This is a genomic window from Vibrio fluvialis (assembly GCF_900460245.1).
Taxonomy (GTDB): domain Bacteria; phylum Pseudomonadota; class Gammaproteobacteria; order Enterobacterales; family Vibrionaceae; genus Vibrio; species Vibrio fluvialis.
On record NZ_UHIP01000002.1, the window covers coordinates 1389809 to 1410517 of the forward strand.

The 20709-nt window shown below is 45.9% G+C and carries 17 protein-coding genes; 10 read left to right on the top strand and 7 right to left on the bottom strand.

The window, feature by feature from the left end; all coding sequences use genetic code 11:
- Positions 1–88: 88 nt before the first annotated feature.
- The 7 genes from DYA43_RS21440 (at position 89) to DYA43_RS21470 (ending at position 7579) form a co-directional block, all read left to right on the top strand.
- A complete protein-coding gene (locus DYA43_RS21440) occupies positions 89–1636 on the top strand; it encodes a Re/Si-specific NAD(P)(+) transhydrogenase subunit alpha (protein ID WP_061055642.1) in 1548 nt (515 codons plus the stop codon).
- An 11-nt stretch (positions 1637–1647) separates the two neighbouring features.
- Entirely contained in the window at positions 1648–3024 is a 1377-nt protein-coding gene (gene pntB / locus DYA43_RS21445) for a Re/Si-specific NAD(P)(+) transhydrogenase subunit beta (RefSeq protein WP_024375590.1), read from the top strand.
- Positions 3025–3154: 130 nt separating this feature from the next.
- Complete coding sequence (vxrA, locus tag DYA43_RS21450; protein WP_020328562.1) at positions 3155–4630, top strand: sensor histidine kinase VxrA; 1476 nt, start codon at positions 3155–3157, stop codon at positions 4628–4630.
- The gene (gene vxrB, locus DYA43_RS21455) at positions 4605–5264 is read left to right on the top strand and encodes a response regulator transcription factor VxrB (RefSeq protein ID WP_020328561.1); all 660 of its coding nucleotides are present in this window, start codon (positions 4605–4607) and stop codon (positions 5262–5264) included. Before vxrA ends, vxrB begins: the two co-directional genes overlap by 26 nt.
- Before the next feature lie 3 nt (positions 5265–5267).
- Positions 5268–6146, top strand: coding sequence for a DUF2861 family protein (locus tag DYA43_RS21460; protein WP_024375592.1), 879 nt, complete (start codon positions 5268–5270; stop codon positions 6144–6146).
- Positions 6147–6206: 60 nt separating this feature from the next.
- Positions 6207–7379, top strand: coding sequence for a conjugal transfer protein TraF (locus DYA43_RS21465; protein WP_061055643.1), 1173 nt, complete (start codon positions 6207–6209; stop codon positions 7377–7379).
- 41 nt (positions 7380–7420) lie between these two features.
- Positions 7421–7579, top strand: a complete 159-nt coding sequence (locus DYA43_RS21470) for a YoaH family protein (protein WP_020328558.1) — start codon at positions 7421–7423, stop codon at positions 7577–7579.
- A gap of 1086 nt (positions 7580–8665) precedes the next feature.
- Here the strand turns inward: DYA43_RS21470 and yciH are convergent.
- Entirely contained in the window at positions 8666–8977 is a 312-nt protein-coding gene (gene yciH / locus DYA43_RS21475; protein WP_020328556.1) for a stress response translation initiation inhibitor YciH, read from the bottom strand.
- A gap of 8 nt (positions 8978–8985) precedes the next feature.
- A complete protein-coding gene (locus tag DYA43_RS21480; protein ID WP_024375550.1) occupies positions 8986–9360 on the bottom strand; it encodes a DUF3319 domain-containing protein in 375 nt (124 codons plus the stop codon).
- 101 nt (positions 9361–9461) lie between these two features.
- Here DYA43_RS21480 and DYA43_RS21485 point away from each other — a divergent pair, with 101 nt between their 5' ends.
- Positions 9462–10430 carry a tyrosine-type recombinase/integrase gene (locus DYA43_RS21485; RefSeq protein ID WP_061055644.1) on the top strand — a complete coding sequence of 323 codons (969 nt, stop codon included), beginning with the start codon at positions 9462–9464 and terminating at the stop codon, positions 10428–10430.
- On the opposite strand, the gene DYA43_RS21490 is transcribed toward DYA43_RS21485, so the two are convergent.
- Entirely contained in the window at positions 10414–11418 is a 1005-nt protein-coding gene (locus tag DYA43_RS21490) for a D-alanine--D-alanine ligase (protein WP_061055645.1), read from the bottom strand. The genes DYA43_RS21485 and DYA43_RS21490 overlap by 17 nt on opposite strands.
- 160 nt (positions 11419–11578) lie before the next feature.
- The gene (locus tag DYA43_RS21495) at positions 11579–12163 is read right to left on the bottom strand and encodes an SPOR domain-containing protein (RefSeq protein WP_055452343.1); all 585 of its coding nucleotides are present in this window, start codon (positions 12161–12163) and stop codon (positions 11579–11581) included.
- Between the two features lie 216 nt (positions 12164–12379).
- Between DYA43_RS21495 and DYA43_RS21500 the strand changes: the two genes are divergently transcribed.
- The gene (locus DYA43_RS21500) at positions 12380–15064 is read left to right on the top strand and encodes a bifunctional acetate--CoA ligase family protein/GNAT family N-acetyltransferase (protein ID WP_061055646.1); all 2685 of its coding nucleotides are present in this window, start codon (positions 12380–12382) and stop codon (positions 15062–15064) included.
- 52 nt (positions 15065–15116) lie between these two features.
- Here the strand turns inward: DYA43_RS21500 and DYA43_RS21505 are convergent, their stop codons facing one another.
- Positions 15117–16013 (bottom strand): LysR family transcriptional regulator, encoded by an 897-nt coding sequence (locus tag DYA43_RS21505; RefSeq protein WP_161624191.1) that lies wholly within the window; start codon positions 16011–16013, stop codon positions 15117–15119.
- A 246-nt stretch (positions 16014–16259) separates the two neighbouring features.
- Here DYA43_RS21505 and DYA43_RS21510 point away from each other — a divergent pair, with 246 nt between their 5' ends.
- The gene (locus tag DYA43_RS21510; protein ID WP_061055647.1) at positions 16260–18362 is read left to right on the top strand and encodes a TonB-dependent hemoglobin/transferrin/lactoferrin family receptor; all 2103 of its coding nucleotides are present in this window, start codon (positions 16260–16262) and stop codon (positions 18360–18362) included.
- Positions 18363–18735: 373 nt separating this feature from the next.
- Here the strand turns inward: DYA43_RS21510 and DYA43_RS21515 are convergent, their stop codons facing one another.
- Together DYA43_RS21515 and DYA43_RS21520 are read right to left on the bottom strand one after the other, a co-directional pair.
- Positions 18736–18987: a hypothetical protein gene (locus DYA43_RS21515; RefSeq protein WP_024375092.1), complete on the bottom strand. Its 252-nt coding sequence runs from the start codon at positions 18985–18987 to the stop codon at positions 18736–18738.
- 1 nt (position 18988) lies between these two features.
- Positions 18989–20680 (bottom strand): SgrR family transcriptional regulator, encoded by a 1692-nt coding sequence (locus DYA43_RS21520; RefSeq protein WP_038127461.1) that lies wholly within the window; start codon positions 20678–20680, stop codon positions 18989–18991.
- Between the last annotated feature and the right edge of the window lie 29 nt (positions 20681–20709).

Consider the following 20709-nt stretch of genomic DNA (forward strand, 5'->3'; position numbering starts at 1 on the left):
TTTGTATTTATATAACAAATAGCTTGAAGTTAGGTTAGTCGTTAGATAAAAACAGAATAATCATTGTGCCAATAGTCAAGGAACAGCTATGCAAATTGGTGTACCAAAAGAAATACTCGCAGGAGAAACGCGAGTCGCTGCTTCACCAACGTCGGTTGAACAGCTCATTAAGCTAGGGTTTGAGGTCGCTATCGAGTCTCAGGCAGGATCACTGGCCAGTTTCGAAGATACTGCTTATGAAGCAGCGGGCGCGAAAGTGGTGAGTAAAGAAGACGTATGGCAATCAGACATCGTCTTAAAGGTGAATGCTCCTGTTAGCAACGAAGAAGTTGATGAGATTTCTTTGCTCAAGGAAGGCGCTACACTGATTAGCTTTATCTGGCCTGCTCAGAATCCTGAGCTGATGGAAAAACTGACCGTTAAGAACATCAACGTGATGGCGATGGATTGCGTGCCTCGTATTTCACGCGCACAAGCTCTTGATGCGTTGTCTTCAATGGCCAACATCGCAGGTTACCGCGCCGTGGTTGAAGCTGCTCACGAGTTTGGCCGTTTCTTCACTGGCCAAATCACGGCTGCAGGAAAAGTACCACCAGCGAAAGTTTTCGTAGCGGGTGCAGGTGTTGCTGGCCTTGCGGCTATCGGCGCGGCTGGTAGCCTTGGCGCTATCGTGCGCGCATTCGACGTTCGCCCTGAAGTAAAAGAACAAGTACAGTCGATGGGTGCAGAGTTCCTTGAAGTCGATTACAAGGAAAACTCAGGCTCGGGTGACGGTTACGCGAAAGAAATGTCCGATGACTTCAACAAGAAAGCTGCGGAGCTGTATGCCGCGCAAGCCAAAGACGTTGATATCATCATTACGACCGCCCTTATCCCGGGCAAGCCAGCGCCAAAACTGGTGACCAAAGAGATGGTCGATAGCATGAAGCCGGGTAGTGTGATCGTTGACCTTGCGGCCGCAAACGGTGGTAACTGTGAATACACAGTCAAAGACCAAGTCTTTGTTACACCAAATGGCGTGAAAATCATTGGCTATACCGATATGGTCGGCCGTCTGCCAACGCAATCTTCTCAGTTGTACGCAACGAACCTTGTCAACCTTCTGAAACTGCTATGCAAAGAGAAAGACGGCAACATCGACATCAACTTTGAAGATGTGGTACTGCGTGGCGTCACAGTGGTGAAAGGTGGTGAAATTACCTGGCCAGCACCACCCATTCAGGTCTCTGCACAACCTCAGCAACAGGCAAAAGTACAACCGATCAAAGAGAAAAAAGTTGAAGAACCTGTTTCTCCAATCAAGAAACTTGCTGGGATGGTGATTGGTGTTGGCGCCTTCGCGTGGATCGCATCGGTTGCGCCAGCCGCTTTCCTTGGTCACTTCACAGTATTTGTTCTCGCATGTGTTGTGGGTTACTACGTTGTTTGGAACGTAACGCATTCATTGCACACGCCTCTGATGTCCGTAACCAATGCGATTTCAGGCATCATCGTGGTAGGTGCACTGCTGCAAATCGGGCAAGGCAATGGTGCAGTCACCTTCCTTGCGTTCATCGCAGTTCTAATTGCAAGCATTAACATCTTTGGTGGCTTTACCGTGACCAAACGTATGCTTGAAATGTTCCGTAAAAACTAAGGGAGTACACAATGTCTGCAGGATTAGTACAAGCGGCGTACATTGTTGCTGCTCTGTTTTTCATTTTGAGTCTGGCGGGTCTGTCTAAGCAGGAATCTGCAAAGGCAGGTAACTATTACGGTATCGCGGGTATGACCATCGCGCTGCTGGCAACGATCTTCAGCCCGGGTGCATCTGGCCTTGCTTGGATCATTCTGGCTATGGTGATTGGTGGTGCTATCGGTATGCATTTCGCGAAGAAAGTTGAAATGACCGAGATGCCAGAACTGGTGGCGATTCTTCACAGCTTCGTGGGTATGGCTGCCGTTTTGGTTGGTTACAACAGCTATCTGGATGCTCCAGAAGTGGCCACCCATGCCGAACATGTCATTCACCTTGTTGAAGTATTTATCGGTGTATTCATCGGTGCGGTAACCTTTACGGGTTCTATCGTGGCATTCGGTAAACTGCGCGGCATCATTAAATCGTCGCCGTTGAACTTACCTCATAAACACAAACTGAATCTGGCTGCTATTGTAATTTCAGCACTGCTACTGACGCGTTTTGTAAACGCAGACGGCAGCATGTTTGCACTGATCGTGATGACTCTGATCGCGTTTGCTTTCGGTTACCACCTTGTAGCATCGATTGGCGGTGCAGACATGCCAGTCGTCGTTTCAATGCTGAACTCATACTCAGGCTGGGCAGCAGCGGCAGCGGGCTTTATGCTGGCAAACGATCTACTGATCGTAACAGGTGCATTGGTTGGTTCATCGGGTGCGATTCTGTCTTACATCATGTGTAAGGCGATGAACCGTTCATTTATCAGTGTTATTGCCGGCGGCTTTGGCCAAGAAGTGGTGATTAGCGGTGAGGAAGAGCAGGGCGAGCATCGCGAAATCAACGCTGAAGATGTGGCAGATATGCTGAAGAACTCAAAATCTGTCATCATCACTCCTGGATACGGCATGGCGGTAGCGCAAGCTCAGTACCCAGTGTATGAAATCACAGAAAAACTTCGTTCCATGGGTGTTGAAGTGCGCTTTGGTATTCACCCGGTAGCTGGTCGTTTGCCTGGCCACATGAACGTACTGCTTGCTGAAGCGAAAGTGCCCTACGATATCGTTTTGGAAATGGACGAAATCAACGATGATTTCTCAGATACGGATACCGTACTGGTGATTGGCGCGAATGATACGGTGAACCCAGCCGCACAAGAAGATCCAAACAGCCCAATCGCGGGAATGCCAGTACTGGAAGTGTGGCACGCGCAAAACGTTATCGTATTCAAACGTTCGATGAATACGGGTTACGCTGGGGTACAAAACCCACTTTTCTTCAAAGAGAACACACATATGTTGTTCGGCGATGCGAAGGATAGTGTAGACGCGATTTCTAAAGCACTGTAACCTTCCGGTTAAGACCTCTAAGAAGCCAGCATTTCGCTGGCTTCTTTATTTTTCGTTGATGCATTATTGACAGCAATATAACAAGCCAAATGTATCTTTCTAGGATAATACGTTATAGTTTTGTAACCCTATGATCTGCCGAAGATTCAAATTGATTAAAGCGATACTAAGAACCCTAGTCGTTGTAGGGCTGTTTACCACATCCTCCTCATACGCGGATTCTCTGCCTGAGCGCATAGATCTGTTCGTATCGCTATTTGACTATAAATCGGCGGCGGTCTCCTACGACATTCGCGGCATTCAGAATGATTATCCAACACGTTTGCTGACCCCAGACAGCATGCTGCCGCAAACATCAGCGTATCCATTAAAAGATATCCAGCAACTTTATAGTCTGGCTCAAACCTGTACCGGTAAACTGCCGCTGAACCCGCTGGTAACTGAACCTTTAGTGTTTACACGTGCCATATGTAAAGGTACCCAACTGCCGATGCGTTGGTTTGCAAGAAGTGCGTTGATCCATCCAGGCGGAGGCACTTATGCTTCACGATATGCTGAGATGCACCCGGACAAACTGAATGAGTTGCAGCAATACATGCATATTCAGGAACGCCCGAAAGCAGCGAAAGATTCATTGTTAGGCCGCTTGCAAAGTATGAATGAAGATACCATGACCGCGTTAATCGCTGGCGCGGTAATGTTTGGTGACGATACGGAACTTTGGCTGAGAAAAGGGGACGAATATTACGTTTTCGACGAAGAGACTTGGAACCGTAACGCCAGCAAAGCGGGGCTTTCCTACAGTATCGCAACCTCAGAAAGCACCTGTTTCGTACAGCGTGGTAACATTTGTTGGGATATAGAAGACCATTCTGACTTGCTGCGTATCAGCATGGTTGCCCTAGTCATTGCCAACATACTCTTGGTACTTGGCTGGTCAATTTATCGTTGGAATTCAAAGCGTCAGGAAATGAAGAGCCGAATGCTCATCCTGCAAATTCTGACTCATGAGCTGCGTACACCGATCGCAAGTCTCTCATTGACCGTAGAAGGATTTCGTCGCGAATTTGAACATTTGCCTGAGTCTGTATACGATGAGTTCCGTAGACTGTGTGAAGATTCACGCCGATTACGTCAATTAGCGGAAGCAAGCAAAGATTATTTGCAATCCGATAACAAACCTCTTGCAACAGACTGGGTTCCGTCGGTTGAAGAGTGGTTAAGATACAAAGTTGAAGAAGAGTTCGTAGATCCCGTAGAACTTAAAATAGACAAAGACATAGCGGCCAAACTCAATGTCTACTGGCTAGGAACCTGTGTAGATAATTTAATACGCAACGCGGTGAAATACGGCGTTGCTCCAGTGACACTAGAAGTAACAACAAAATCTAACGCTGTCACAATTAAGGTTACGGACCAAGGAACGCTTACAAACAAGGATTGGCGTCATTTACGCAAGCCATTTGTCAGTAAAAGTGGCTTAGGACTTGGCTTAACTATAGTAGAATCGATGGTCGGAAGAATGGGGGGAACAATGACCCTTGTTGGACCGCCGACCACTTTTATATTGGAGATACCCTGTGAAACAGACATTGCTTCTCGTTGAAGATGATAAAAACCTAGCTGACGGACTTCTGGTTAGTTTGGAGCAAGCAGGATATGACTGTTTACATGCAGAAACGATTGCTGGTGTAAAGCAATACTGGGAGAAAGCGGATTTAGTGATTCTGGACCGCCAGCTACCTGATGGTGATTCAGTACAACACTTGGCTGATTGGAAAAAACTGAAAGATGTCCCTGTGATTCTTTTAACTGCATTGGTGACGGTTAAAGATAAAGTAACAGGTCTGGACGCAGGTGCGAATGATTACCTGACTAAACCTTTTGCCGAAGCAGAACTCTTTGCACGCGTGCGCGCTCAACTTCGTTCGCCTGAAAATGAAGATCAAGACGACAGCAAAGTGGTCACCGAGAACCTGACGATTGATAAAGCAACACGAGAAGTCTATTTCAACGGCGAATCGGTAACACTGACTCGTACTGAATTCGATCTACTGCTGTTTTTGGCAAGCAATTTAGGCCGTGTATTTACCCGTGACGAGCTGCTGGACCACGTTTGGGGTTACAACCATTTCCCAACAACCCGTACTGTAGATACTCACGTACTTCAGTTGCGCCAAAAGTTACCCGGTCTGGAAATCGAAACCCTACGTGGTGTCGGTTACAAGATGAAAGCGTAACGAATGCGGAAATCAGCATTGTTAATGGGCACGCTATTATGCGTGCCCTTATCTACACAAGCGGTCGAATGGTTTGAGAAAAACACGCCATTAACCCAAGCACACCAACATTTGCTCAATAACGACTTGGAAAGCATGTTCGCTTCCTTAGTTGAGGTGTGGCAGTTGGAGCACAACAAAAGCATAACTGCACATCTGAACGATCTGTTAGTTCAGTCACTGACTGTCGATTGTGGAAAAGGACTCGATTCCAAACCTTTCCCAGAGTGGATTAAGTCTGTTCTTATTCGTCGGGTCGACATACAAAGCCCTGGTCGAGACGCCTATCAAGTAATTATTGACGCGAAATCCAAAAAGAATATTTCTGACATTCGACTCACTCAGTGGGTAGATAAACCGTTATCCACAGACAGTACGTTCACCAAAACCGATAGTGACAACGTCACTAGCTCAACCATTTCCTATCTTAAACGTTACAACTTGAATACTAAGCTAAGTATGGGATTGTACCGACTGGATATTACGGCAAGTGATCAAGAATCCTGGAGCGCGTGGATTATATTTGGTGAACCCAAAGCGAAGCAAACTGTTCGCTGGGCATCCAAAGATCAGTGGATTGTGGAGAAAAATGCACTCCTAAATCGATTCTGTCCACTACCAAAACTTGGCGTGTCGGTCTTTGATTACGTAGACGGCAAATATAAGGAAATTTGGAGCCAGAGTTACGAATCGGATTACCCGACATCGCTAGGGCTAAATAATTTACCGTCCGATCGCTATGTTTTGGCAGTCTCGATGACCCATCAACGTTGGCAAGGGCCAATCACCATTGAGCAATCTCAAGTTATCAGCAAAACATATGACGTTTCGCTAGAGGAATAACTAAAGATAATGGACAATATGCCGTTATAAAACGAAACGGAACTTACGGTTTATATCGGCATGAATAATAAAATCAAACTTCTCGCACTGTCTGTCGCATTGGCAGCACCAAGTGCTCTCGCAGCCAACTACGCCGTTGAAGCTCGCGGTGATGCAATGGGTGGTGTTGGCGTCGTATCAGCAAACTATTTGACCGCTCCTTTCTACAACCCAGCGATTGTTGCAATATACCGCCGCAATGACGATGCCGGTATGATCCTGCCAAGTATCGGTGGTTCGTATAATGACCCAGATAAAATGGTCGACGGCCTTGATCAGATCTCAAGCATTCTCGATAGCAATGACGTTTCTCGTGTCGACGAACTACAGAGTGCAATGAATGACGTCAGTGGCGATGTTCTAAGCGCACATCTTGGTGGCGTGGTGGCATTTGGTATTCCAAACCAATATCTGGCCATGAACATTTTTGGTAAGGCTTACACTGAATCATTTGCAACAACCAATATTGCCGATAGTTGCCCGAGTTATAGCGAAGGCTCCGACGAGTGTACGTTCGAAAAAGCCCAGAACAGCACCGTTAATGCGGTATCTGTCGCTGTAACCGAAGTAGGGATTTCATTAGCCAAATATCAAACCTTTATGGGACAGCACCTTTCGTTTGGTATCAGCCCGAAATTGCAACGTATCTACACATACGTGTATGAAGCCAGCATCAGCGATTATGACTTTAAAGATCTTCGCGAAAACAGCACGGGCGAAACAACGTTCAATATTGATGCTGGTGCCTTGTGGTTCTATGGCCCATTTCGAATCGGTTTTGCAGCAACCAACTTGATCAGTCGAGACATTGAAACCAAAACCGTAGCGTCAAAAGTTTCAGGCAATCCCAATCTGCAGTACTCCTATCAGATTCGTCCACAGTACACGGTTGGTGTCGGTTTGGTTGCCGACTATGTCACTCTGAGCGTGGACTACGATCTCAACGAAGACGAGCGTTACAAAAGTTTTGCAGACAACACGCAAATGATTCGTGTCGGTGGTGAAATTGATTTACTACGCCAGCTAAAACTGCGTGCTGGTTATTACAAAAATCTGGCCTACAGCGGTAGTGAAGGGACGGTAACGGCTGGTGTGGGTATTTCGCCACTCAACCTATTCCAATTAGATATTGGCGCAAGTTACACCAATGAACAAGCAATGGGTGCTTACGTAAACTTCCTTGCGAGTTATTAAGCGAAACACTATAGTTGGGCTCCTTAAAAGGAGCCTTTTTTATGTTTGACGATATACCAACTCTCTCTCACGCCGAACAGCAGGCGGCAGTAGAAAAGATTCAGGCGCTTATGGCGCAAGGAATCAGCACTGCAGAAGCAATAAAAATCGTTGCTCAAGAAATAAGACAACAACAAACAGAGCAACAAACCAAAGAATAGGGCACGTAAGTGCTCTTTTTTTGCCTTTCATTTAGACTTACAAGTCACGCTTCAAATCAATAACCCCACCAAAAACACCAAGAAACCAAAACAAACCAATGTATAACAAACACTTACGACAGGATAAAATCCTGTCGTAAGTGTGAACTTTCACTATCTTGTAATTTTATTACACATCAAATTACACTCAAAATAAAAGCCAGTTTATTATCCTGATGCGTTACGGTGTGATTACTCACTGTCGTCATATCCATCGTCGTAACTATCATTGAATTAAACATGGAAGAAATGACAATCGATCCAACCGCCAATCGAAAGGTATCGCATCAAGATTTGATTTGGTCGTTAATGACAGCTTAATACAGCACAAAACATACCAGGTGACGCCGTCACTTAGTTAGGCTTCGTGCGCTTATCTCTGCGCAGATAGAGAAGGTTTGAAGCATGGTGAGTGCTTCTGTCTTAATTTGATGGCGTGTGAATGGCAACGGGGAAAGATTTCAAGTGTCATTCAGTATTTGGAATTTGGATCGCGCTGACGACGTTGAGTTTAGGCATGACTGGCAGCGGACAGAACGCGGTTTAAACCGGAGTAATTTCTCTGTCATCGATTGAACAGTCAGCGAATGTCGAACCATAGAGTTAGTTACTTGGAAAGCTCAACGCCATGATGAAGCATGTGGCAACTCGCATCACGGACGAACATTATTATTTAGTGCACACAGCGTGACAGTGTAGCGACGAAATGATCAAGCGGTAAAACCGTAGAGAAACGCGACAGCAGATTAATAAACACTTTGGTGGTAACTTCAACTAAAAGCCCGGACACGCTACAGATACAAACTATATATTAATGGGTTCGAGCAGTTTTGCGCTGTATGCGACCGAGGTTAAAGCGTCACTACTTCAGTGCGCATTATGTACGTTATGTTAAATTGTATTTGCTAATAAGAAGAGCACGTTTTTGGGTGCTCTTCTCTGCTGTGCTGTATTTGCTTGGTTATCTAGCGAAGCTATTCAACATAACTGGATTTACCATAAAATAGCTAATAACTACTTTGCTATCTAACGATATCAACCTGGTTATTAGCCGCCGGCTAGCTTGACTTTAAAGCCTTTCTTCTCAAGCATCGCTTTAATTTTGTCTCGCATGTCGCCTTGGATTTCGATTTCACCATCTTTAACCGAACCACCACAACCGCAGACTTTCTTGAGTTCGGCGGCAAGCAGCTTAAGCGGCGCGTCATCCAGGTCTAGTCCTTTGATGATGCAGACACCTTTACCTTTACGTCCTTTCGTTTCTTTGTGAATACGGACAATACCATCACCTTTAGGACGTTCTGCTTTCTCTGGTTCCTGCTTAATTCGGCCGACGTCTGTCGAATATACGAGTGTCATGATCTTTACTACTTCTTGTGTTGTGTTTCTGCTCGCTGTTTAGCAAGCAAAAAAGCTTCGATGTGTTTTTGAATAGCAACTTTAGAACCTTTGATTAAGCGGCCATTAAAAAAGCAGTACCATCCATTTGCTTCACCAGTGTCGTTTTTGAGGCTGAACCCGTTGAAGTTCTCTTGCGTTCCTGCAGCAACTTCTCGTTTACGGCCGACCGATTCAAATTCGCGAGGATCGATAATTGATGCCGTATCACACCACCAATCGATACTCTTCTTCACTGCCGCAAGGTTGCCGGTCAAAACATGGTTTTTTATCTGAACTTGCCATACTTCAGTTGAATTTGGTGCAGATTTGAGGGTAAACCCTCTATAAGTAGCTATAGCCATACGCATCTGGTTCTTTTAGTTGCAGTTACCTAAATAATAATTGTATATCTCGGGTTAGCAAGTATATTTATTATCAAAACATCAAGTTATAGTGCGCTAGTATGAAAAAAAACCTTACTGTCGTCACAGATCAAAGCATTTTAAAACAGATGCTTATCGATTTTGGTCGTCTAGTCACTCTCGAACAGTTCAATCAACTCACCCAACATCAGTACAGTCGCAATTCATTACTTGCGTTCACTAAAGACTGGAATCTATTTCTGGAATTCTGTCAATTTCGATCAGTTAACGCAATTCCTGCATCAATCACCGCAGTGCGTCAGTTCATTGAATTAGAGGCTCGTTCCAGAAAATTTAGCACTCTTAAACGTTACACGGTCACCATAAGTTTAGTTCACACCTTACTCGGCCAACGAGACCCGACAACGAATAGTCAGGTGCGCACATCGTTACAGCGACTACGGTTAGATAAACATGGCGATGCCACACAAGCTCAAAGTTTTAATCAAGACCATCTGAGTCAGCTATTTGGAAAGCTTAAAGATCGTCAGGCAATAAAAACGATCCGGGATCTTGCGATTTACCACGTTATGTTTGAGTGTGCGTTAAAGCGCTCAGAGCTTAAATCTCTCGATGCATCTCAGTTAGTTAGGCTTAATCACGAACAACCTAATTTGAGTTTGCAAATGTCAGGCTACACTTATTCGCTTTCTGAACAAGCGAGTCAATGTCTGTCGAAATGGCTCACCTGTATCGAAGATACAAGTGGCGTACTTTTCCGAGCTATCGATCGACATGGTAACGTTTCTACATCTCCACTTGATGATTCATCAATATTTCGGATCCTACGAAACGCAGGAAGATATTTGGGCGATGAACAATTGCGTTTCTCAGGACAATCAACGCGCATAGGAGCGGCGAAAGAACTGGCGAAACAAGGATATAAAGCGAGAGAGATTCAAGAATTCGGGCGTTGGCTCAGCCCTGCGATGCCTTATCAATACATTGGTGATAAAAATACCGCAGAGCGAGAGAAGCTAAAATTTGTGAAATTTAAGCCTTGGGAGTAAGTGAGGTGCGAACACAATCTGCCAGGAAATCGGCAAACTTATGGCCGTTATGTTCAAGCATTTTAGGGAACATTGAAATCGGCGTCATGCCTGGGAAAGTGTTTACCTCATTGAGATAAACCTGACCTTCTGGTGTTAAGAAGAAATCAATACGCGACAAATGACGCAGTTTCATGTGGGTGAAGACTTTCTCAGCAACACTGTGAATCAAAGTTTGTTGGTCGTCAGTCAAATTACCCGCTTCCACTTCAGTGCGCGAGTGGCTGTCGGTACTGTACTTTTCCTCGTAACTGTAAAACGCATCTTCAGGAGCAATAATTTCACCAGGTTTGGTGATAAAAACCTTACCACCCATTTCATAGGCGGCGACTTCCAGTTCACGGGGTTTAACGGCCTTCTCAACCAGTACTTGCTCTGAATAACTAAATGCGGCATCAATAGCGGGAGCAATTTGGTCCTCTTTTGTGACCTTGTAACAGCCAACAGAAGACCCTTGACGCGCAGCTTTTATAAAGAGACTGCCCCAATTAGCAAATGCTTCTTGGCTCGACTTTAGTGCATCCGCATTGTTTTCTGACAAGAACAGATAAGGTGTGTTTGGAATACCTAACGCGTCGTACCATAGTTTGGATGTAATTTTGTTAAAGCTATTTGAACTGGCTTCTGGGCCACAGCCTAAGTAAGGAATACCAGCAAGTTCAAACATGGATTGAATGTCGCCCGTTTCACCCGGGTAACCATGGATACACGGCACAACAAAATCGATCTTGATTGATAAACCTTCGCCATTCAATGTGGCTGAGTTTGTATCCAGATATACTATCTCACCGCAATCAGAGAACCATCCCTCTTTTTTCATTTCAACCCTGAACACATCAAATTCAGGAGTTTGTGATAATTGCTGCTGCAAATAGTTAGCAGAAACCAGCGACACTTCATGTTCAGAAGAGCCGCCGCCACACAAAAGTAAGATAGTCGTTTTTGTCATTAGATCTTTCCGTGACACCAGAGATTATTTGTCCACTATGATAGACAATTCGCCATGAACTTACACCGTTCGAGACAATTTCTCACACAATCATGGTTTAAGTGGTCAGAGAACAAACAACAAAGGGGCCAAATCGCCCCTTTTATCGTTTCAGTCAGAGTTAGTTAAGCTTATTCAGCGTCGGGAACTCAGAGTTTTTAATTGAGTCAATGCTCTTCACAAAAGGTTTCAGAGACTGGAACTCACTTGGTAGCGTGGTAATCGCTTCCGCTGCTTCTTTGCGCGTCGCGTAGTCACCATAAAGCACGGTGTACCATTTTGTTCCGTTTACAACTTTGTAGTTTTCCCAAATCGGCTGGCCATCTTTTGGCAGATTGTTGGCAAAGTGATCCACTTTGTTCTGAGTGCCTACAGCAACGACCTGAATCGTAAAACCGTAGCGAGGATTCATCGCAACTTGCTTAGCTGTCGGAGGCGTGATGGCAACTGCAGGTTTCGCCTGAGTTTGCGGGCTCATTTTAACCACTTTCTTATCGTTGTCAGTTGGCGCCATCTTGATGACGTTCATTTCAACGTTTTGTTCTGTCACACCTACTGCTGTTCCTTCGTCTGAAACAACTGGTTGAGGTACTTCAGCTACCGCATATTCTTCCGTATGACTTTCCGTGGTCACATCTGTGATGTAGCTTCCCGAGGAACAAGCAGCGAGTAACGCTGACAAGCCAACAATTGCAACTTTTTTCATGGATTCATAAACACTCTAAGTAGAAAGTAATTAAATCATGCCGATAGCGGCGCTGAGAATCAAGCTTAGCGGCCGATTTATCAAGGATATCCTGTGATTTGTGACACAAAGTCGACTCACTCCGGTGCTGACAGGATCACAACCAGACCAAATAGACGAACAGCCAATACGAGAATTGGTTAGGATATAGACAGGTCAACTTGTGGCGCAATAATTATGAATAATTTAAGTCAGTTACTGAAGCCTAAATCCGTTGCGGTGATTGGTGCCTCTATCCGCCCATTCCGTGCCGGCAATATTGTGATGAAGAATTTGCTGCAAGGAGGCTTTGATGGCGCCATTATGCCAGTGACTCCCTATTATCCCTCCGTTTGTGGCGTCCTTGCGTACAAAACCATTGATGCGCTGCCGTTAGTTCCGGATATCGCAATTTTATGCACTCACGCGTCACGTAATATTTCCATTTTTCGTCAGTTGGCCGAAAAAGGCGTATCCAACGTCGTTGTCCTCTCTTCCGATATGTATTCACTGGATGCTCAGGGGCGAGAAATCCAAGAACAATGTAGCGCCATCGCCAAAGAGGCAGGAATGCGTGTCCTTGGGCCCAACAGCTTGGGACTGATTCTGCCCTGGATCAATTTCAATGGCTCTTTCTCTCCCGTGACTGCGCTTAAAGGCAACATTGCTTTCATTTCACAATCAGCGGCTGTATGCACCACGATTCTTGATTGGGCAAACGATAAAGAGATCGGGTTCTCTGCTTTTGTTTCCTTAGGTAACGCCAGTGACATCGACTTTTCCGACCTGCTCGACTGTCTCAGCACTGACAAATATACCGATGCCATTCTGCTTTACATTGATACAATTAAAGACGCGAGACGCTTTATGTCAGCAGCGCGTGCAGCATCACGCAACCGGCGGATATTGGTTCTGAAAGGCGGACGCACGAGCGCCGGACGCAAGGCCGCGCAAATGCATACCGGCGGCGATGACACACTGGACATCATTTACGATTCAGCCATTCGACGCACGGGTATGTTGAGAGTAAACAACACGCATGAGTTGTTCGCTGCCGTAGAAACCTTGACTCATTCAGTCCCTCTCCGCGGCGAGCGCTTGGCGATCATCACCAACGGCGGCGGGCCGGCAATTATGGCGATTGATACATTGTTAGAGCGAGGCGGGAAACTGGCCGAGCTTGAAGAAAGTGTGTACGAAAAGTTGAATCAGTGCTTACCGCAGAGCTGGTCGCACAGTAATCCTATCGACATTGTTGGCGACGGCGACCATACCCGTTATGTGAATGCACTTAAAGCCGTACTGGATAGCGAGACTATTGATGCCATTCTGATCATGCATAGCCCCTCAGCAATTGCTCATTCTGAACAGACGGCTCAAGCTATTGTCGATGTAATTAAAGCGCATCCTCGTTCACCACGATTTAATATTCTGACCAACTGGTCTGGCGAAATGACGGCCAAGCCAGCGCGGCAGATTTTTAATCAAGCTGGTATTCCGACTTATCGTACTCCCGAGAGTGCAGTCGTGGCCTTCATGCACTTGGTCGAGTACCGCCGCAACCAAAAACAACTGATGGAGACCCCAACCACGGCGGAAGCGGTCCATGTCTCAGAAGTGAACAGTGCCAAACAATGGATAGAAGAACATCTGGAGAGTAATAATCTGGTTCACCTTGATACCCACCAGATTGGCACTTTGCTGAGATGTTTTAACTTCAATGTGCTACCGACCTGGATAGCATCTGATGCCAGCGAAGCCGTGCATATTGCTGAAACGATTGGTTATCCGGTTGCGGTAAAGCTGCGCTCACCGGACATTGCCCATAAATCCGATGTTCAGGGTGTCATGCTCAATCTGCGCAACAGCACTGAAGTCGCCAACGCAGCGCAGGCGATCTTAGACCGAACACAGATCTCCTACCCATCAGCCAACATTCACGGCTTACTTGTCCAAGGCATGGCTAAACTCGCTGGCGGTGAAGAGCTGCGAATTAAAGTGAAAAACGACACCACATTCGGCCCAGTGATCCTGCTTGGCCAAGGAGGATCAGAGTGGAATGAATCGATCGATGCCGCCGCGGCCTTACCGCCTCTCAATATGACGCTGGCGCGTTATTTGATTGTGCGGGCTATTCGCAGCGGGAAGATTCGTCTGCAGAAATTGCCTGTGCCGATAGACATTGAAGGTTTGTCTGAATTTCTGGTCCGAATTTCCCAAATGGTGGTGGAATGCCCACAAGTTCACGAACTGGATATTCATCCAGTATTGGTAAATGGCAGTCAATTTACCATCCTCGATGCAGATTTAACGCTCAAACGTTTTGAAGGCGACGCACAAAGCAGACTGGCGATTCGCCCTTATCCTTCAGAGATGGCGGAAGACGTTCAGGCCAAAGACGGCGAGCTGGTGACCATTCGGCCAATTCTTCCTGAAGATGAACCCGATCACGCCGCATTTATTAAGAAAGTAAGTAAAGAGGACCTTTATAAACGCTTTTTCTCTGATGTCGGTGAATTTCATCACGAAGCGCTAGCCAACCTGACCCAGATTGACTACGACCGGGAGATGGCGTTTGTTGCGGTAAGCCATCAGGGCGATAAAGATGAGATCATTGGCGTTTCGCGCGCTTTGATTAATCCAGAGAACACCGATGCCGAATTTGCGATTCTGATTCGATCCGATCTCAAAGGAAAAGGATTAGGTAAAATTTTGATGGGCAAGATCATAGATTACTGCCGCCACAAAGGCACAACACAGATGTCGGGAATGACAATGCCAACCAACCGAGGCATGTTAACTTTGGCTCAGCGACTCGGATTTGAAGTCGATATCCATTTTGAGGATGGTACGGCAGATATGGTACTGCCACTCAATCCTTAGCAGCGATAAGCAAAAAGGCGGATCTTGTTGATCCGCCTTTCTATTTTTGATCTTAAACCAGATTCCAGTGCTTCTTAAGGTATTGAATACACCAGGATTTCGCCTCACCAATTTTGTTTCGGCGCCACGCCATAATGATTTCCATTTTCGACCCTTGGCTACCTTCAATTTTCTTTAACTTACCTTCAGCAATCAACGGTTCGGCAACATGCTTTGGCAGCGTACCGATGCCTAAACCATTCACCAGAGCCTGGCACTTCGCGTTAAAGTTGGTCACCGTTAAACGTGGCTGCTTCTGAAGGATATTCACACTCATCGCTGGCTGGTCGCGAGCTGTATCGGCAATAGCAATCGCACGATACTTCTGGCGTGCTTCTTCATCAAATTCACCCGTCCGCTTATGCACATAATGGTTACTTGCCGCTACCCAGACCATTTCCATCTCACCCAATGTCTCAGCCTTAACGTCCTGAGGAAGCGTTTCGATACGAGGACAAATCAGTAAGTCTGCGCGATCAGTCGCCAGAGATTCCCAGCTACCCGCAAGAATTTCTTCTTGTAAGCGAATACGGGTTTTGCTCACATTGCCCAGCGCTTCAACTAATGGGAAGAAGTTGGCAATCGGTATGATGCCATCAAACGCTACGGTGATATCCAGCTCCCAGCCGTTAGCCAGAAGCGTTGCGTCATTAACAAGCTTCTCGGTCGCAGACAAAATGGCCCGCCCCCGTTCCAGAATGAGCTTACCCGCATCGGTGAAATTCGCTTTGTGACCGGAGCGGTCGAAAATCATGATATCCAGATCTTGCTCCAGTTTTTGAATCTGATAGCTGAGCGAACTCGGAGCACGATTTAGTTCATTCGCCGCCGCTGCAAAACTGCCTCGTCGGTCAATTGCATCGAGAATATGTAACGCTTCTAACGTAATTGGACTTTGCAAAACCAACATCCTAATATTGATAGAATACCCAGTTATTGGTGATCTAAATCACACTTATTTAATAAAGCAAAAACTTTATTTCTAGCGAAATTATTAATTAACTTATTGATATATTTGGTATAACTGTGAACAGAGCACTCACTTTCGCAGCAAAAACCAACAACAAACACAAATGCAAATGATAGTAATTATTATTTAGATCAAATAGACTCTGCGGCGAACTTACGTTATATGGATTTAATAAGGTAAAAGCAGATGTATAACAAATCTTTACTATCGATTGCGATTGTTCTTGCCCTTTCTCCTTCCGCCTATGCCGATGATTATGCCTCATTCGACGAAGTGGTGGTATCGGCAACCCGCACAAATCAAACGTTAGGCAATACCGCCGCGAAAGTCGACGTTGTCAGTGACAAAGACATTGAAAAAAACATGTCAAAAGATGTCGCGGAAGTGTTTGAGTACACACCGGGTGTAACCGTGAACGGTTCTAATCGTCAAGGCATTCAAACCGTCAACATTCGTGGTGTCGAAGGGAACCGAGTCAAAATTCTTGTCGATGGCGTAGCTCAAGGTCAATCTTTCGACGGCGGCAACACCGAATTCGTGAATTCCAGTGCAGTGTACATTGAACCAGACATGGTCAAAAGCGTAGAAGTCGTGAAAGGCGCGGCTTCAAGTCTTCACGGCAGCGATGCGGTGGGCGGGGTTGTCGCATTCGAAACTAAAGATCCGCGCGATTTTCTCAAAGATGGTGAATCCTTTGGCGGCCAGGTGAAGCTCTCCTACTTTTCAGAAGACAAATCATTCAGTGAGCACGTCGCACTGGCAAACCGTATCGGCGATCTGGAAACGTTGGTCGCATTCACCCGTCGTGACGGTCAGAACGTCAATAACTTCGCCAATGCCGAACATGAGAACTATTCCGTTACAGATCAAGACACAGAAAAAAACGATCTGCTTCTCAAGCTGCAATATCAGCTAAACCCTGCTCATCGTATTGAGCTGCTGGGCGAAATTACGCACAACGAGTCGAACTCGGATATCTATCATTCGACTTACACCAATTACACTGGTGACGACACGACCAAGAAAACACGTTTGGGATTAAAGCACATCTGGAACGCAGACATTGGCTTGGCAGACACCATTACCAGTAAAGTCACCTGGCAGAAAAAGGACGACAACGGTGTCACTCACCGTTCAACCTCGTCAAACAACCAGACCAAAGACTACGTATATAAAGACAATCGTTGGGATGTGGAAACTCAATTCGACAAACTGTTAACCACTGGCAGTGTAGAACATAACTTCATTTATGGTATCAGCTTGACCGCTGCTGATATCGAAAACACCAATATCCAGTATGATTCATCGACCAACAGCAGCTCTCAAATCGTGTACACACCGGATGCGAAAGAGCGAAAGGTTGGCGTGTTCCTGCAAGACGAAATGGCATTTTTGAACGGTGACCTGATCGTCACACCGGGTTTGCGTTACGACTGGTTCAACACCAATCCTGGTGATGTGGAAGGCACAAATTACGAAACCTACAAAGATTCCGCAGTGACTGGTCGAGTCGGCGCTGTTTACCATCTCAATACCGAAAACAGCGTTTTCTCCCAAGTCAGCCAAGGCTTCCGAGCACCGACGTTTAGTGAGCTTTACTATGTTTACGCTGGCGGCTGTTACTATGGCTTCTGCTATGAAAACATACCTAACCCAGATCTGAAGTCAGAAGAAAGTATTTCTTACGAACTGGGTTACCGCCACAAAACGGATGCCTCGCGATCAGAGATTTCGGTATTCTACAGTGATTACGACAACTTTATTGATCAAACCAGTACCAACGATGGCTCAATGACTTCGTACTACTACACCAACATTGATAAGGCGACCATCAAAGGTGTGGAGCTGAGCAATACGCTATTGCTGGATAAACTTGTGAATGCTCCACAAGGTATGAGCACCAAGCTGGTGGCAGCATACACAGAAGGCGAAGATGGCGAAGGCAACCCGTTAAACAGTGTTAACCCCTGGAATGCAGTCGTTGCCCTGAACTATGACGCACCGAGCACTCAATGGGGTTCAAGCCTAAAGGTAAACTACACGGCGAAGAAATCGTCCAGTAATATCAACAGTGAGGATTCCGCACAAACTGAACTACCAAGTGCAACCATTATTGATATCACGGCATACTATAAGCCAATCAAAGACGTAACTCTGACAGCAGGTATTTTCAACCTGACCGACAAAGAGTATTACAAGTGGAACGATGTACGCGGATCAAGCGAACTGGATCTGGATAAGTCTCAGCCAAAACGTAACTTTGCCATTACCGCTAAGTACGAATTCTGATGACGCACATTTGAAGGGTCAAAAAAGCCAGCGAAAGCTGGCTTTTTTACATTTAATGCATTCAAAAGGAAAAGAAAAAATGAGAATGAACTAAATTATTTGTTTTCTGCCATCTCTTTTTTCACCATAACAACTGCCGCTACGATAAAAGTGATGATTAGCGCGAGTTCCATTGACTCTCCCCCTATTTTAGAGCTACTTCTGGTCCAAATTTGGAACAATTGAAGTTTAACACGTCTAAAACATATTTGTAGCTTTTAGCCTAAGAATTCCCTTTTTTATCGACCGAGATCAATATCGGTATCAACTACATGAAATTTTAAGTTTTCTGAACCGAATTTTCGATTTTTTCAAAAGATAACTTGAGAGTTGTTTATTTCATCATCACTTTGCCACCCACCATTTTTAAAGCAGGCGTGCCCCTGACCATTGCGTCCCTGGCAAACTCGCTACCACAATTTGGGCAGCGACCATCACCGGACGTGAAATCCTGAGCAATACGTTCTTTAAAGCACTTCACTAAAGCTCCTTTTCCACCTTTATGGTACTTAAGCAATAGTGTCCGGCACTTGGCACAGTAGATATCAACTACCTTTTCCGGTAGTTTTTTTCTTGGTTTTGCCATCTCAATCGAGCTCAGGTTTAACCCATACCTGGCTGAAATCAAACCATCCCAAAGCATTGCACTTGGCATTCTGTAGCGAGCCACACTGATCTTTTGAGACTCCCAGCCAACAATGGAACATTGGGATAATTTGGTGTTGCTCCACAAGCGACTTACCCAGTTCTCTTGCGGGGAAGGTCGCGTATTTGTCCGCACGCCATTGATCGACTAATCCACACCAGTAATTGAAATCATCAGCCAAACTCAGGTGTTCAACATCCGAATAGTTCAACAGCCAGCCTGCTAATGCGTCATCACGATGATTGGCAATCCCCATGGCTTTAATCCAGATATCCACCTCACCCACTTCGGTTAGGGAAAGCTCATATTTGATGAATTCAACGTTGATGCCATCCTCATTGAGAACTTGTTGTATCACCTTCGCAAGCGTTGGAAACATGGGATGCTGCGCATGATAGGCAACCGTGACAGTACGTTGCGCAGGTGGTGTGATGGAAAAATTACTTGGCGCCTGATGGTACCAACCCGGCTTCAAACCATAGGCAGGCAGCACGCCGAGCTCAACTACTTTTTCCTCGGGTAATCGGCGGAACAAGTTTAGAGTACTCAGTTTGTTATGAAAATAGGTTGCCCACTCATCCTCTTTGGCAAGACCATTTTTCTTATTCAGCAACAAATAGGTACATCCCGGATCGAGATCCACATCTTCTGTAGAGGATCCTCGCTGCGTTTTAATGGGGTGAGACAAACTCGGGAAGACCATCGATGAATGCACTTCGTCAATCACCCACACTTCAACCCGATCCAACAACGGGCGAAAACCAAAATAGCCATCAAATGCCTGCAGAACCAAACGTTTTTCGTCATTGACGATCACCTTGTATGGACCGCTCCCGACTGGCATCAGGTCAAAATCTTCACTGCGCTGAGATTCCGGTAACAGGATCTTCGCGCACGCTTCCGACAGCAGCAACGGTAAACGGTGATCCGGTTTTTGCAGGTGGATATCCACCACACAATCTCCCGGAGACTCCACCTGATCAATGTGAGAAAACAGATTCACAAAGCGCAATTCCCACAGGCTTTGAATGACAATATCCGTCGTCAACAGTTCACCATTATGGAAGCGCACACCCGGGCGAATATAGAACCGCCAATGAGTAGGTGTAATTGCTTGCCAGGTATGAGCAAGATCTGGCTGTAATTGCTCGTCTTCATCAAGCCGAGTCAGGCCGCTGTATATCTGGCGTGCAATGTGTTGCTCTGAGCGACGCATTGGCTTGGACGGATTGAGCATCGACAGTGGTCGGTAGTATGGCAGCCGGACAACTTGCAGACCTTCTTGATGCTGAACCCCGAGGTAGCTCTGAATCACCTGAGTCAGCTTGGCAGCATCCTGATCCAAAACCGATAACGCTTGGCCGATCTTTCCTTCTTCAAGATAACGCCGGGCGAGATTTTCACTGACATCGGCTCGGCTGCGTTTAAACAGCAACTGAGACAATTTGCCGCGCCCCGCGGCCGGATGCCATTCTATCCAGCCCTCTTCTTCCATTTTGTTCAGCACAATACGTGCGTTACGACGGGTACAGAACAGAATTTCAGTGACATCTTCGAGCTGGGTTTCAGCATCCTGACCATTGAAGTGTTCGAATAGGGTTTCGAACTGGACACGTAAGCGGGGGCTACTCATAAAGGGGAAATCTCATTTAAACAGCTACG